The 14,336-nt window shown below is 63.8% G+C and carries 18 protein-coding genes; 4 read left to right on the top strand and 14 right to left on the bottom strand.

What is annotated here, in order from left to right:
• A partial coding sequence (locus FV226_RS11165; RefSeq protein ID WP_210246507.1) for a hypothetical protein occupies positions 1 to 335 on the top strand: 335 nt, incomplete at its 5' end.
• A gap of 44 nt (positions 336 to 379) precedes the next feature.
• On the opposite strand, the gene FV226_RS28580 is transcribed toward FV226_RS11165, so the two are convergent.
• Entirely contained in the window at positions 380 to 712 is a 333-nt protein-coding gene (locus FV226_RS28580; protein WP_246691556.1) for a hypothetical protein, read from the bottom strand.
• Positions 713 to 817: 105 nt separating this feature from the next.
• Positions 818 to 961, bottom strand: a complete 144-nt coding sequence (locus FV226_RS28575) for a hypothetical protein (RefSeq protein WP_246691555.1) — start codon at positions 959 to 961, stop codon at positions 818 to 820.
• Positions 962 to 1,131: 170 nt separating this feature from the next.
• Here FV226_RS28575 and FV226_RS11155 point away from each other — a divergent pair, with 170 nt between their 5' ends.
• Positions 1,132 to 2,727 (top strand): hypothetical protein, encoded by a 1,596-nt coding sequence (locus tag FV226_RS11155; protein ID WP_147762945.1) that lies wholly within the window; start codon positions 1,132 to 1,134, stop codon positions 2,725 to 2,727.
• Positions 2,728 to 2,751: 24 nt separating this feature from the next.
• Complete coding sequence (locus tag FV226_RS11150; protein WP_147762944.1) at positions 2,752 to 3,237, top strand: GNAT family N-acetyltransferase; 486 nt, start codon at positions 2,752 to 2,754, stop codon at positions 3,235 to 3,237.
• Between the two features lie 231 nt (positions 3,238 to 3,468).
• Here FV226_RS11150 and FV226_RS11145 read toward each other — a convergent pair whose 3' ends face one another.
• The 12 genes from FV226_RS11145 to FV226_RS11090 all read right to left on the bottom strand — a co-directional run bounded on the left by FV226_RS11145 (position 3,469) and on the right by FV226_RS11090 (position 13,642).
• Positions 3,469 to 4,566, bottom strand: a complete 1,098-nt coding sequence (locus tag FV226_RS11145; RefSeq protein WP_147762943.1) for a tyrosine-type recombinase/integrase — start codon at positions 4,564 to 4,566, stop codon at positions 3,469 to 3,471.
• A complete protein-coding gene (locus FV226_RS11140; RefSeq protein WP_147762942.1) occupies positions 4,556 to 4,810 on the bottom strand; it encodes a hypothetical protein in 255 nt (84 codons plus the stop codon). The genes FV226_RS11145 and FV226_RS11140 overlap by 11 nt, the downstream gene beginning before the upstream one ends.
• A gap of 2 nt (positions 4,811 to 4,812) precedes the next feature.
• Positions 4,813 to 6,054 (bottom strand): phage portal protein, encoded by a 1,242-nt coding sequence (locus tag FV226_RS11135; protein ID WP_187278732.1) that lies wholly within the window; start codon positions 6,052 to 6,054, stop codon positions 4,813 to 4,815.
• Between the two features lies 1 nt (position 6,055).
• Positions 6,056 to 6,580 carry an HK97 family phage prohead protease gene (locus FV226_RS11130; protein WP_147762951.1) on the bottom strand — a complete coding sequence of 175 codons (525 nt, stop codon included), beginning with the start codon at positions 6,578 to 6,580 and terminating at the stop codon, positions 6,056 to 6,058.
• A 107-nt stretch (positions 6,581 to 6,687) separates the two neighbouring features.
• Positions 6,688 to 7,953, bottom strand: coding sequence for a phage major capsid protein (locus tag FV226_RS11125; protein ID WP_147762940.1), 1,266 nt, complete (start codon positions 7,951 to 7,953; stop codon positions 6,688 to 6,690).
• Between the two features lie 22 nt (positions 7,954 to 7,975).
• Entirely contained in the window at positions 7,976 to 8,446 is a 471-nt protein-coding gene (locus FV226_RS11120; protein WP_147762939.1) for a hypothetical protein, read from the bottom strand.
• A gap of 308 nt (positions 8,447 to 8,754) precedes the next feature.
• A complete protein-coding gene (locus FV226_RS11115; RefSeq protein ID WP_147762938.1) occupies positions 8,755 to 9,015 on the bottom strand; it encodes a hypothetical protein in 261 nt (86 codons plus the stop codon).
• A gap of 70 nt (positions 9,016 to 9,085) precedes the next feature.
• Positions 9,086 to 9,436 (bottom strand): hypothetical protein, encoded by a 351-nt coding sequence (locus FV226_RS11110; protein WP_147762937.1) that lies wholly within the window; start codon positions 9,434 to 9,436, stop codon positions 9,086 to 9,088.
• 94 nt (positions 9,437 to 9,530) lie between these two features.
• Positions 9,531 to 11,156, bottom strand: a complete 1,626-nt coding sequence (locus FV226_RS11105; protein ID WP_147762936.1) for a terminase TerL endonuclease subunit — start codon at positions 11,154 to 11,156, stop codon at positions 9,531 to 9,533.
• 396 nt (positions 11,157 to 11,552) lie between these two features.
• Entirely contained in the window at positions 11,553 to 11,678 is a 126-nt protein-coding gene (locus FV226_RS28955; protein WP_281406036.1) for a hypothetical protein, read from the bottom strand.
• Between the two features lie 76 nt (positions 11,679 to 11,754).
• Positions 11,755 to 13,140, bottom strand: a complete 1,386-nt coding sequence (locus FV226_RS11095; RefSeq protein ID WP_147762934.1) for an AAA family ATPase — start codon at positions 13,138 to 13,140, stop codon at positions 11,755 to 11,757.
• Positions 13,133 to 13,642 (bottom strand): toprim domain-containing protein, encoded by a 510-nt coding sequence (locus FV226_RS11090; RefSeq protein ID WP_147762933.1) that lies wholly within the window; start codon positions 13,640 to 13,642, stop codon positions 13,133 to 13,135. Before FV226_RS11090 ends, FV226_RS11095 begins: the two co-directional genes overlap by 8 nt.
• On the opposite strand from FV226_RS11090, the gene FV226_RS11085 reads away from it, so the two are divergent.
• Positions 13,628 to 14,098 carry a hypothetical protein gene (locus FV226_RS11085; RefSeq protein WP_147762932.1) on the top strand — a complete coding sequence of 157 codons (471 nt, stop codon included), beginning with the start codon at positions 13,628 to 13,630 and terminating at the stop codon, positions 14,096 to 14,098. The genes FV226_RS11090 and FV226_RS11085 overlap by 15 nt on opposite strands.
• Positions 14,099 to 14,336: the final 238 nt, after the last annotated feature.

The raw sequence follows: 14,336 nt of genomic DNA, 5'->3' as shown, positions 1-14,336 counted from the left end.
TTTATGATATGTATAATGACAAATATGAGATGAAGGTTGAGGATATCAAATCTGTTGCCGATTTTTTTAAACGGGCTGACGAGGCGTACTTTGTAAATAATGCAACGAAAAACTTCTTCACAAAAACCAATAATCTATACACCCTGTTTTGTGTAGATATGCTGCTTAAGGGAGATATTCCTTCAAAAAAATTGGATACTTTTGTTGATTCATATCAAGCCCAACATGATAACCCATACATTGAAAAGTATAGAGAGGGAGCGAGTTCACGAACTCGTAGTGGAGAGCAACGCAATCGGCGCGTTGATGCACTGCGTCAGTGGATCTTGTTGTGATCCCAATGACGTCCCAGTCCAATTCGACCCCGAGTGGATGTCAGCTAGCGGCGCCCCGAGTGGAAGCGATAGCGCCAGCCCTCCTCCAGCCTGCGCTCCTCCGCGCTCTCCTCCGGAACGGCTTTGAGACGCAGCAGGATCATCGCGAAGCCGTTCTGCTGGAGGTACACCTGCTCGTCGGGCGACGGCGCACGAAGGTCGCGCTTCACAGCGATCCAGACATCAGGACTGCACGCGGCGATGGCGCTCGGGATGTTCGTTTGATGCGAACTCCTGTGAAAGAGCGACTGCTCTGGGATCGGGCTTCCGACAGTGCAGACGATGGCGGGGAAGGAGGGGCTGCGGTAGCAACGCTGCACCCGGCTGTGGCCCGCCACGACGATGGCGATCCGCTAGGCGTGGTACTGGACGTAGGTCGGAACCGCCGTCTCCTTACCGACCCCGAAGTCGCGCGCGAGCGCAAGAATGTGCTGCAGACCCGGCTAGCCAAAGGCTGCCATGGCCCCTCGCAGCGGGTGCGGCGGCATCAGCACGAGGGCCGCGAACCGCTTGGCCTCGACCTCCCAACGCTGCCGCTGGTCGCCTTCCTTGGCGGTGAGGCGCATCAGGCGGGTTTTCTTATACAAGAACCGGCAGAGCTGATCCGGAACAGGTGCGCATGAGGAAGTGGTCGACTTCGCGCGCGCTGGTGAAGCGGCGACTCGGTTCAGGCTGTGGCCACGGGTGCCAAGCTGATTGATCTGCTATCTATGTTCCTGGATCAATCGGAAGCACCCTATCTACGAGGCCCTCCGTGATGCCTGCTACAGCGAACGCGCCGCGTGCCAGAATCCTTCAGCTCGCGAAGCTCGTCGCCGCTGATCTTCGACGCGGGCAAATGACGGTAGGGTTGGAGACCGTCGGACTTGCGCTGTCCCATAATCCGGACGCCATGATCGTCGTACTCGACCTACTGATCAAAGAGGTTGGCAAAAAGCGTCCCAACGACGCTTTGTGCGAGGCTCTTCTTTTCATGATGGGGCAAGCGCTCGACGAGACGCGGATGGCGGTCGAAGGCGGCAGCGAACCAGCGAAGAACCTCGTCGAGGAGGTCCGGCAGAAGCTCGTTACAGCGGCCGAGAGTGGCCTATTGCCACCCGAAGTGATGATGGTTATCGGCCAGCAATTTACAGCGGCCAAGCTCGACCTCGGCGATGAGTTGCGTGCCCTTATCCTCGCTCTCTCCGAGCAGGCCGCCTCACACGGCCCGTCGCTCAGTCCCGACGATATCACCTCTCATTATGCCGCCATGGCCGAGGCTTTCGTTCACGACCCTTTCCTCATCCATGGGCAACTTTCCGAGCAATTGGCTGCCTTCCCGGCTGACCAGCGTCTTGTGATCGTCGGCTCCTTCGTTGCCTCGGAGGTGGAATCGATGCGGGAGGCTGCTCTCGGATGGCTGCTCGATTCAAGTCCCTCAGTGGTCCAGCAGGTGGCGCAAAACCTTGTCGTGGCTGCCCAACACGGTGGCCTATCCGCGGCAAGCGCAGAGCGCCTCGTCATGATGCGCCCATGGCTCACAGAGGCCGTACAAGCACCCCTCGATTCGGCAGTTCGCGCTTGCCGGCAGCGCGGTTTGCAACCTGCTGCTAGGCCATCCGCCCAGATCAGCACGGTCATCGCCTCGGGGTGCGATGGAGCCGGCGCACAAAGCGTCTTCGTGATCCTCAAACGAGGGCGAAAACTCGCACTGGCCTCCCTCCTGGTGAAGCAGGGCTTCGGGGTCCGAGATGCTTGGGTCCGGGAGGATCTCAGTCGGCGCGAGGCCGATCAATTCCTTGCCGAGGTTGGCGACCAACTCGATACGTTCGATGCCTCACCCGAGATCGCGCAGTCGCTCATAGCGCACCACCTCGCAACCAATATCGCCCGCCAGGAGCCTCCGCCGTTTGGCTTGGTTCAATTTCTCGAGGCCGTAAGTTCCGGTCAGGTTCGACCGGAGCGGATGGGAACTGAATTGCTGATCGAGCAGCTTCTCGATGGTGTCCCGCCCGAGCGGCAATCGCCGAAAGCCATCGCAGCCGCGCTAGCCGACTCGAAGCTTTGGCCGAGAGAGTATGCGTTCCTGCAATCGTGGTTCGAGCCGAGCGAGGCCACATCTGCCACTGTCGGTAAGGCGGGAACGAAGAAGCAGCGTGAGGATGCCGTCTTGCGAGTTCTCATTTCCCCGCAGCGAGGGCGCTGGGCCGAACTCTTAGGCTGGACGGCGAAAGCCGCCGCAGATGAGGTAGAGGGCGAAGAGCGTATCGACTTCGCACTGGTGGCCCGTGAACTCCTCGGTGATCGAGCGGTGGCGGAAATCCCACTCGCTGTTTGGATCGCGAAAAACACGGTTGCGGCATCGGCAAATTGACTGGACCACACTGGGTAAGTTGGCATGGCGGCGGATGGTCAGCTTGGAGGCCAGATACGGTCAATGCATATCCGTCCCTACAAGTGCAAAATTGACGAAGCTTCGGTGCTAGCGGTCTTCGACCGGACGTTCCCCATCACTCATTCGTTCCTAGAAAGCCGTGAGCAAACCGAGGGGCGTCAGCATCTGGTGTTTCTGCTGGGACAATCCGAAACTCTGATTGCTGAACTCGATGGCTCAGTGATCGGCTTCATCACCGTGGATGATGAAGGCTACATCTCAGCGTTGTACGTAGACCGCCTACAGATTCGTCAGGGGGTAGGATCAACTCTCTTACAGGAAGTACAAAATTATCACGAGTTGTTGCGCCTACACGTCTTTGAAAAGAACGTTTCAGCCCTTGAGTTTTACCGGGCACAGGGCTTCGCCGTAATTGACGAGGATATGCAGGTCGATAGCTCAGGCCACCAACACGGCCGGTTGGAAATGGAACGCGGCGTCGTGAAATAAAAGAAGGCCCCTTCGAGGGTGGCCTCTCCAATAATTGGACCAGTATGGTGCTTGCCCAAGTGAGCAAAATATGCGGCAATGAAACGGCAACGATTGGCCGTGAACGAACTGGCATTTCGGAGCCAAACGAGGCCGCTTTCGTCTGCTTTTCATAGGGAAGCACGCCGAAGCAGTGCGCTCATAACGGTCTGGTTGCAGGTTCGAGTCCTGCCGGGCCCACCACCACTCTACTCATCGCTTTGATCCCTCTTTGCTTTTCGCAACTTCCCCAAACTCCTCAGGGGTGGTTTGGGCAATGTTGTTCGTGATCCGTACCGGCAGCCTGACAATGCCAGCTTCGGCGAGGCGGGCTTGATCGGCATCCCGCGTGTACCGCTCGGCCTCGGATAGCGATTTGTGCCCGAGCACGGCCATGATGACGTTCGCCGAGCACCCGACCTCGGCAAGGCGACGCCCGGCGGCCTTCCGCAACCCATGGGGTTGGCAGTCAACCGGCAGGCCTGCGTCGGTGATCGCGTCGCGGAGCCAGTTGCCGTAGCCGGAGACCGTGAAGGGCTTGCCGAAGCCGGTGTTAAGGATGGTGACGTGCTGGCGCACGGTCGCGTCTAGTACGTGCCGCAGATCAGGGTGCAGATAGATCGACAGCTTGGCCCCCGTCTTTTGTTGGACGACGCGGATCTTGCCACTCACAACATCGGCCCACGTCATGCGATGTACGTCTGACCGGCGTTGTCCTGTGTATAGATGCAACGCAAAGGCGAGGCGTTGCTTGGATCCAACCGGCCACCTTTCCTCGAACTGCACAATCTCCTCATCGGTCCAAGACCGGATTTCGTTCGACTTCGGTCGCCGAATGGACTTCGATGGATCGTGCTTCAACCACTCCTTGCCGATGGCGTGACGGATCAGGATACGCAGCATCTTGAGGAGCGACAGCCTCGCACCAGGTTTGCCGGCCAGCGGCTCAAGAAAGGCTGCACTGATCCTCGAAGCGGTGAGGCCGGCAATCGTGCGATGACCGTGCTTGGTACGGATCATCTCGATCCGAGACCGGTATCCCTGCTTCGTGGTGGCGCGGAGCTCGACGTACTCGGGGCTGCGCAAGTAGGACTGCACCAGAGCCTCAATCGTGCCCGGCGCGGCGGCCGTACGGCCCGCAGTCTTGGCGGGCGTCTGGCCGATCAGCGCGGCACGATAAGCGTCCTGGAACTCCGTCGAGGTCGGGTCGGCCGGAAGGCGGATGCGGGTGCCCTTCCCTCGCCGGAACGAGAGGTAGGTGTTCCCCTTCACGACGTTGCGCTCGACGTAAGGCGGCAGTTTACGCGGCATCGATGTCCCCCCAGGTGTCATCCCCGGTAGCATCATCGCCGTCGATCGGCAGATTGTCCGCCGCACTGTCTAGCTCACGCACGCACCACACCTTGCGTGCGTCGATCCGTCGAGCGCGAGGCATACGCCCGTCGCGGACCATTTCGTCAAACTTGTTGGTCGAGACGCACACGTACGCCGCCGCCGCATCCCGGCTGATCAGCCGGGGCGAGAGGGTCGGCGGAAGTGCGATCTGACGCCCCATGCTCAGGCTGCCGCCGCCGGCTCGTGGACGGGCAAGGCCTCGGTCGCCACCTTCGTGCCGAGCGGCACCCAATTCGCCGGCTGGTGGTAGATGTCCCCGTTCGGGATCGGCGGGTCGTTCTCCCGGCGTCGGATGTCGTTGGGGCTGAGAGCGCCCGTCTCGCGCCCGATGCGGTAGGCCTCGAAGCGAGCCTTCACATCGCCGCGCAACAGCGTGTCGAGGTCGTGCTCCACGTACAGGGACCGGCGCGACACGTCCGTGAGGAGGCACCGGAGCATCGCCGCTTCAATCCGACCAGCGAGCGGCCCGAGAGCGTTCTGGACGAGGGCACGGCCTTCCTGTTCGGTGTTGCTGTAGGTCGCCTTGTCGGTGATGCCGACCGACGTGGGCGGTAGCCCGAACACCCGGGCCACGTCCTCGTTCGCGAGCTTGCGCGACGACAAGAACTCGGCGTCTTCCGGCGAGAACGACATGCGCTCGAACTTGGCGCCGCCGTCCATGATCATCAGCTTGCCGGCCTTGTCGGTGCCGCTGTAGCGGGTTTCCATGCTCTGCCGGACCTGCGCATGCTGGTCGCCCGTCAGGCGCTCCACGAAGCTCAAGAGGCCGGAGGGGCGGAGGCTGTTGGCCGAGAGCGCCGAGGCCGTCTCCTGGTGCGTCATGGCGAGGCCGAGTGAGCCGCGGTTCACGGCAATGGTGGACTGCCCGAGGATGCCATCGCGGGAGCACCCGCGCAGGTGAAGCATCTCCTCCTGAAGGAGGACGTAGGGGGCGCCGCGCTCGGTGTTGACCCGGTAGCGCAACCGACCCGAGGCCAGCCGCTCCACGCCCACGGACAGGGGCGGCAGGGGGTAGAGCGCCGTCACCTGCGCACGGGCGTTGCGCTCGATCCGGGCATAGCCGTTGCCCGTGAGGTCGAGGCTACGCACCAGAAACTCGCGCGCCTCGAACGCGGTCATGTTGGGGTTCGCGAGGTCGTGGAGCACGCCGTACAGCGGGTTGTCGTCGGCGCGCTCCCGACCGCCGTTGTCCGTCCGCCGGAACAGGTACAGGCCGACGCTCGCCATCATCTCGGAGCGGAGCGCGACGCACCGGGCCGCCACCGCGAGGTTCGACAACACAGCATCGGCGGTGACGTTGGCGCCACGACCGCCCACGCCGAGGTGTTCGGCAAGGAACGGATCGGACAAGCGCACGTCGCCGGAGCGCGTCTCGATCCCGAGCAGGCGGCTTAGCAGGCCCATGTTAGCTCCGGAGGGTTTCGAGGTAGCGGCCGGCCAGCGCGAGCCGGAGGCCGGGAGTGGTAATGCCCTTAGAGCGGGCATTCACGATGGTGCCGGGGTAGGCCGGAAGCGCCTGGATGACGCTGATCTCGTAGAGAGTGACGGCGCGCAACTCGCGCTTCTCGCCCTGCCAGTCGTCGCCGCCGGGGCCGACCGCGAACCCGAACGACATGCCGCCGAGGTCGTTGCGCTCGGCGAGGGCAAGGATGTCCCGGCCGTTGCTGGTGTCTGGCACGTCGAGGTCGAAGGCGAGCCCGCGGGTATCCTCCGCGAGCCGCAGAGTGCCGCTCTTGGTGCGTGCCAGAACCCGGTGAGGGTCGTGATCCACGAGAGCGAGAACGTCCCGGTTGAGCGAGCCCGAGAAAGCCCCAGCCCGGATCGTCTCCGAGAAAGTGCCGATGCGTGCCTCAACACCGAACAGCGCAGCATGGCCTTCAAGGCGCCGGCCCTTAGCTCGGACCTCAATGGTTGATGCGCGCTGTTCCATCATAATACCTCGTTTTATTGAAAATAGCCCTCAGAGTGCAGGCATTAGGCCACTATTGGCGGGATCCGAGAAGTCAAGTTGACCTCCAGCCGAATCGTCCCCGCCCATTAAGGGGACGTTTTCGCGTCCTTCACGGCCACGAAATTCTCGATGTGCCGAGTGGCAATGTCCGCGTCGAGGAAGGCGTGGAGGAGCAAGCCACCCTTCGAGGCCACGTCGACGTGGTACGGGTTCGGCAGGATATCGACGCTCGACCAGTAGCCGATGATGAGGTCCGACCAGATCCCGTAGAGGGCGGCCGAAAGGTTCGTGCCGGTGCCCTTGGTGCCGTTGGCCGGCATCGCCTTGGACACCCGCACCGCCTCGCCCGCGAACACGGTGTTGAGGCCCAGAGGGTTGCCCTGCCCGTCCTTCAGCTTGAGCGCCGCGGTGCGGATGTTCTTGGTGATGAGGAAGCCGCGGTTGCCGTCCGCGTCATCGTCGATTGCCGCGATCATGTCGGCCACCTGGTCGAGGCCGAGAGCCCCGCCGTTCGTGCCGAGTGGGAGAACGTTGAGGCCGGGTGTCGATAGGATGCCGATCGGCTCGTTCGTGCCGCCGCCCTTGATCGCCGCGGCGTCGAGGGCCTGCCGGAGCAGGAAGGCGATGTCGTTGCGCAGGATGGGTTCCAGGGCGGTCGTCTGGAGGAGCATCCGGCGGCTGATCTCGTATTCGGCGCCGACAGTGTGCGGACCCATCGACACCTTGTCGAAGGTCATGTCGGAGCGAGTAACGTTGCCGTGCTCCGGGACCCAGAAGGCCTGCCCCGAATCCTTGATGCGCGGGAGGTCGAGGTTGCCGGTGAGACCGCGGAGCACGGTCGCGCCCAGGCTCTCAGTGACCAGCGTCGGCCGCACCCGGTCGATGAGTGTGCCCTGATCCCTCGGAACAAGGTTGCCGCCGGGGCCGCCAGCCGGGGCGGTGGTGAGCAAAGCGCGGGTCTCGCCCATGAAGGCAGAGACGGGCATGGCGATGGCACCCTGCCGGCCGGAGCGGTGCTCGGCGGCGTACTCGGCCTCGGCGCCCGTCAGGCGGCCGGTCTCCACGAACTCGGCGAGGGCCTTGGCCGGAGAGAACCGGGCCTCGATGTCGCCCATCTCGCCGCCACGGCGCTCGCCGATCGGCTCGGCTTCGACCCGGCGCTCGGCATCCGCCAGGAACTCGTGATTGCGGATCTCGCGCTCCATGCGCTCGACCTCGCTCTTGCCGGTGTCGAAGGCGGCCTGTTCGGTGTCCGTCAGGTCGCGGCTCTCGCCAGCGGCCTTGGCGTGGATGGCCCGGATGGCATCGACCTTGAGGCCGCGCTGTTCGCGAAGATGAATGAGTGTACGCATTTGATCTCTCCTTCCGGTTCCGTTACTCGCGCTCGCCAATGATCGAACGCTCTTCTTCGGTGTAGTGAGCGATCAGCTTGCGGATCTTGCTGATGTTGAAGGTCGTGGCCTTTCGGATATCAGTGCCGCCGAAAGTCACATCATCCCAGTCCGCATCGTCCGGCACATGGCTGGACGGATAAGCGTTGCCGCCGCGCTCATCGAAGTAGGTCTGAACGAAGGTGATCGTGCGCGCCTCCGGGTTCATACGTGCCGCTTTGGCGACCTCGCAGGCCATGAAGCCCGCTGCCTCGGCAGTCAGCCCATCGTCCATCAAGGTCCGAAACAGCCACAGCCCGACCATGTCGTCGGGGTCGAAGAGGCGGGCGCGGCCGGGCACGGTGCTCGGAGCGCAGGGATAGCGGCCGGCCGCGACGTGTTCGTTCAGGCGATCCCGGTCGATGCGAGCGACACGGCAGGCGGCGAGCGGGGTCAGTTTGGGAACGCTGGACATAGGAGATCACCTCTTGTTTCAATCAAGAGGTAGTCCATCCTCTTGTTAGACGCAAGAGGTTTGTCAAAAGCCCGACCGGGCTCGGTAAGGCGGGTGACGCATCCCCCACCATTGACCGCGCGAGCGGCCGGGCCGGGTGGATCAGCGGCCGGTCGCCATGTCGGCAAGAGCCTGAGCGTGCCTCATCCGGTCCGCGGCTCGACGCCAGAACCATTCCTCAGTCCGGCCGAGTGCCATCGCGACGCGAGACAAGACGAGAGCGGCGACGGCGGCTTGTAGGGAGCTGCGGACCATGAGGGGGTGCGAGTTCATCGGGCGCTCTCCCGAACCGGTCGCGTGAGCCTGAAAGCCTGATCCCAATCCGCTTGGATGCGCTTGGCGAGGGTGAGGATAGCATCGCCAACAACGATGATGGCACCGCAATCCGGCTCATCAGTTGTGCCGAGGCACCTCACGACTTCACCCCACCGAGCGAGGTCGGAAACGGGGTATTCCATGTCCGAAATCAGGGTGTCGATACGATCGCGACGGGACGTTAACGTTGCCGTGGTATCAGCGTGCTCAGCCATAATCGTTCTCCTGGAACGGTGGTGGTTAGATCAGCGGGGCAGCTCCAACTGCCCCGTTGATCGCTATACATTAGCCGCAGACGATCTCCCTCACCTTTTTTAAATCTTCGATTGCCGTGCTATTTGCTAATTGGCGGACCTTTTCATCGTTTGCATCCCCAATCTCAGTTGCCGCCGTGATGAGATCCGCGACAGTAGTCCCGAGCTTATAGAGCCGTACGCTTTCCCATTGTTGTTGCGGCAAGGTGGCGGGGTTATGCCCAACTCCGCGATGCGCTAGGGCGGCGCTAATATTGTTCGTTACAGTCACTCCCAACTTTCCTGCACCATGGGCGTCACGAAGACTTGCCATAGGGCAGGTGATGATATTCCCGTTCAAGGTGAGTAGCTTCGACATTTCGTCGTAGGTCTTAAAGTCCATTTTGCACCTCTTGGAAGGCCGCCAGTGGCCGACCAGTCAGAATATGGACGATAATAATTTCGTTTCAAGATTTATTTTCAGATTTATCCTGGGGTCAGATCACGTCCACCATCGGACTCCACGCCTCCTGCACCTCGTGGCGGTTCGCTGCCCCGAGGGCCATCGCCAGGGCCTGTAGCCCGTCGATACGCCCCGTGGACTTCCGCTTGTCGAGCTTCCGATTCCCGGCCGGATCCGCCGTCGTCTTCGCGTTGCCGGCGCACCAGGTCAGGACCGGGTGCATCCCGTGCCGTAGCTTCGCCTCGACGGCCAAGCGCTCCAACACGTCGATCGCTGGGCTCATGTCCTTGAACCCCTGCCCCCACTCCACGAGGGGAACGTCGGCGCCGATCGCCGCCAACTCGCGCCGCATGTCCTCGATCCGCCACCGATCGTAGGCGAGCGCCGTGAAGCCGAAAATGCCGTGTAGCTCGGCAATTTTGCGAGCTACTACCTCCGGGTCCGTCGTCTTCCCCGGCATGGTCTGCAGGAAGCCTTCGTCCCGCCAGCGCACGTAGGGCACCCGGTCCACATCCTCTCGCTCCCGCAGGTCGTCGTCGGGGAGCCAGAAGAACGGCACCGCGTCGAAGGCGCCGTCGTCGTCCTCGAACACCAGTACCAGGGCCGTGAGGTCGCGCGAGGCCGCAAGGTCGAGACCAGCGTGGCAGGGCCGCCCCTTGAGGCTGGCGAGGTCCACGGGCGCACCGCAGGCCATCCACACCGGCGCGGTGATGAATTGCTGGGTCGCGTCCACCCGCTGATTGAGGATCAGGTTGCGGAATGACGCCTCCCGGCTTGGCATCCGCTGGGCCTGCCCGGCGAGGCGCTGGACATCCTCAAGGGACCGGAAGTCACCGAGCGCCGGGTTCGCCGCCTTCCACGTCGCCCGCTCCCACGGGTCAGCCTCGGCCGGCGCGGTGTAGAACGTCAGGTGGAAGCTCGCATCCTTCACCTCGCCCGCGTTCACCCGCACGCCGTAGTCTACCAGCTCGGACATCGGCGCATCGTCCCGCGCGGCCTGGGTCGAGATGACGACGCCCAACGGCTCGCCGCGGGCGCCCATAGCCGTGTCGAGAGTGTCGTACAGGTCGCGGCTCGGCGACTGCCCGAGCTCGTCGTAGATCCACATGGACGGCGATAGGCCGTGCTTCGTCGCCACGTCGGCCGAGAGCGCCGCGAACACCGTGCCGGTGCCGCCGATGTCCTCAAGCTCCTTCGAGTGGCGGCGGATCGAGATGCGCTCGGTGAGCCACGGCACCCGGTCGATGATGGCGCAAATCTCCGAGAAGATGCGGCCGGCCTGGAAGCGGTCGTTGGCGGCCGAGTAGACCTCGCCACGCTCCTCCGCCTCCGGCCCGGCGATGTGGCAGAGGGCGAGGCGCGCGGCCACGTCCGTCTTCCCGTTCTTTCGGGCCATTGAGAGCACGGCAGTGCGAACCTGCCGCCGGCCGCGCCGATCGGTGGCGTAGACCGCCTTGAGGAACCTGCGCTGCCAGGGCCGGACCCGGAACGTCGTCCCGGCGAGCGCACCCGACGTGACCGGTAGGGATTCCATGAAGGCGATGACGCGCTCTGCACGCGAGAGGCCTTCCGCCTCCCACGGATGCGGCTCGGATGTCGCTTCGATGAGGGGATCGGCAGGCTTTTTGATCGCCTTCGCGCCGGGACCACGGAGACCCATCAGCGGCCTCCCCGAAACTTAGTGCGAGGAGAGCTCCCCAATCGGTCCCCGGCCCCCAACGCCTTGTCCTTGGAGGGGGTATACCCCTTCGCTGGACCGCCGAAGAACGGATGCGAGGGGTCCACAGGCAGGCCCGAGGCATCGCAGCCAGGGAATGCCACACCCGAACCGCCGGGCCTGTCCACGGCCCGCGTCTTGGCGTTGTGACACGCTGGGCACATGGACATCAGACCAGACAGCAGAGGGAAGGCAGGACCGCCGTTCGTGATGCTGATGCGGTGGTCCACTGTGTTCGCAGCCACGACCCTGCCTCGCCGCTGGCACGGCTCACAGATGGGCGAGGCCTTGAGCTTGGACGCACGCAGCGCCTTCCACTCCGGTGTGCCGTAGGGCCACTTAGCCATGAGCCACCTCGCGAGCGATGATGCGCAGGGCGTGGACGATCTCGCTCTTCTCCTCGTGGAAGCGCTCGGGATCTCGAGAGGACGGGGCCAGCCTGCGAAGCCGGTCTGCCAGGTCCATGATCCTGTCTGATGAGCGAGGGGGCGTAAGATCGCGACCCCCCGTAAGATCGATAAGACGGTAAGAACCAGTTGCCTCACGCATCGTCGCCTCCCAGGTCCAACCCGAGCTTCTTGGCGAGGCGAGCCACCTCATCCTTGCTGGTCATGTTGACGAGAGCGGCGAGAAGCGCCGGCCACTCAGGCGCCCCCGCCTCCTTGGCCTCATGGATCGAGCGAAGGGCATCCTCGACGGCAGCTTCGTCGGTGGGATCGAGTGGGGCGTTTCTTACGGGCGCGCTGGTTCCGGTAAGATCGGGGGGGCTACCGCGCTCTGTGTCTCCCTCTGCGGACGGCGCCTTTCTTATCTTCTTATCGTTCTTATGGGGGGTGCCAGCGTCCCTATCGATAAGATCGGTCCGATTGGGATGCACGTAGCGGCCGCGGCCGGCTTTCAGCACCTCGCCTGCCTTGCCCATCTTGTAGAGGAGCTGGTCGATTGCGTTGCGAGTGTGCCCCGTGGCAATCGCGATCTCGCCCGGGGACATCGGCTCATCCGCATCCTCAAGCGCCGCCAGGATGCCGCCACGCTCGTCGGTGCGCCGGACCTCGCTCGCTTCGCCCTGGACGTGCCAGCGGCAGGATGCCTTGTCGAAGATGACGGCAGCCTCGATCTCCTCGACATCACGTCCGCGGCCGTAGAGCGTTGCGCCATTGCCGTCCCGGTCGAGGATGACGGTGGTGTCCGCAGCGCCGGACAGGCCCAGGGTGCCCGATACCTTCTCGAACGGGTCGCTCTCAGTCCCGGATTTCCGGGTGTGATGCACGACGACGATCGCGACCTGATACTTGCCAGCGAGCCCCTGTAGGCCTTTGATCGAGAGGTAATCAGCCTCGTACAAGCTCTCCTTGTCACCGCGAACCGGCTTGAACATCGCCAGCACGTCCACGATGACGAGGCGCGGGTTCTCCTTCGACAGTATCCATTCCTCAATCGCATCGATGCCGCCCTCGTTGGAGCGGGGCCATTCGGTCGCGCACTCGAAAGCTGCCGGCCACTCGGTAGCGAACGCGCCCAAGACCTTGTCCATGCGGCGCTGAAGCCGACGCTCGTTGTCCTCAAGGGCGAGGTACAGAACGTCGCCTTGCTCGCAGGGGATGCCGCCCAAGCAGTTGCTGCCGCTGGCCACGGCAAGCCCAGCCTCCAGAACTAGCCACGATTTGCCGAGCTTGGGTCGGCCGGCGAGAAGCGTGCAGCCCTCCGCGATATAGCCAGGCACCACGTAGCGGATGGGGCTGAACTCCCGACGGCGTAGCTCGGCCGCCGTGAAGATCAGCGGCTTCGCGCTCCCCTTACCCGCCCCACGGCGGGGCGCAATCGGGACGCGGTCGTTCGCCCAGCCGTCATAGCCCTCGCTCAAGGCCTCGTCGGCGAGATGGTCAGGCTTGCCATGCTCGATCGTGTAGCCGGTGAGATCAGCCATGGTGCGCCCCCTTGATCAGGTCGTTGAGGTCCGCGCCGGGGGCTTCCGGCGTGATGAGGAAGGTTTCGGCACCGGAGGCCTGCCAGCGGGCGGCGCAGGTGCGAGCGGCCTTGAGGCCGGCCGGGTCGTGATCGACGGCGATCCACAAGGCCTCGATGCCGGGCAGCGCAGGCAAGGCGCTGATGCCGCCGGCCGCGATGAGCGACCACACGGGCGATTCCCCGAACTCGGGGGACCTACGGAGCGACAGTGTGGTCTCGATCCCCTCCCCGATCCCGAGGCAGGTGGTCACGTCCTCGTCGGGGGTGAGCTTCACCGCGCCGCCGCCGATCGGGCCGAGGGCGAGACGGTCGTGCCCGTTCACCTCGATCTTGCAACCGTCGAGGCTCAAGGCCGTGCGGTGGATGGCGACCGGCTCGTTCGTCACGATGTCCCGCACAAGCGCCACCATGGCGCGGGTACGGGTGCCGGCGAAGGGGCACGAGGGATGGAAGCGGATCACCTCACGGACATCATCCGGGAGGGCGAGGCCGCGGCGCGCGAGGTAGCGTTCCACCGGACTACCAGCCGGGTGGCGAGCTTCCGCCCAGATCGCCAGGGCACGAGCGGTGCGCTCCCCCGATCCGGGGACCACAACGGGGCTCGACGCAAAATTGCGTTCTGCCTCGGCTGGGAGGTTTACACCGGATCGGGCGAAAACCTCGGACAGGCCCAGCCGTTGCCGAACGTAGTCCTTTGCGGCGAGGGCATCGTCACCCGCGAACGAGTGGACGACGATGCCGCCGGGCGCGCGAGCGTCGAGGCGCACGGACAGGGAGCGGTCGCGGGCGGTGTGTCCAACGCCGGGGCACAGAATTTGACCGATACCGGCAACCTCGCCGCCGAGGTCGCGAGCCATGGTACGGAGGTCGGTCATGCCGCGCCTCCCACGATGGTGGAAGCGCCGGGCACGCCGTGATAGTCTCCGGCCTCGGAAGTCGCTTGGTGGCGGGTTTCCTCGTTCCTGCCGTTCTGGGCTCCTACCCCCAGGGCGGCAGTCTCGTTTTCAGGCCCCGAAGGTTTGGGGGGCGCTGAAGAAACCCCTTGATATTCAATGAGCCTAGCAAGCCCCAAACCTCTCGCTAAGTCTTTGATCCACTTGAATCCCGGCGGTCCTGCCGGGCCCACCACTCCCTTCCGACGGCGTTGGATTCAGC

It is taken from the genome of Methylobacterium sp. WL12 (assembly GCF_008039475.1).
In the GTDB taxonomy this organism is placed as follows: Bacteria; Pseudomonadota; Alphaproteobacteria; order Rhizobiales; family Beijerinckiaceae; genus Methylobacterium; species Methylobacterium cerastii.
This window is presented reverse-complemented; position numbering and strand designations above follow the sequence as displayed.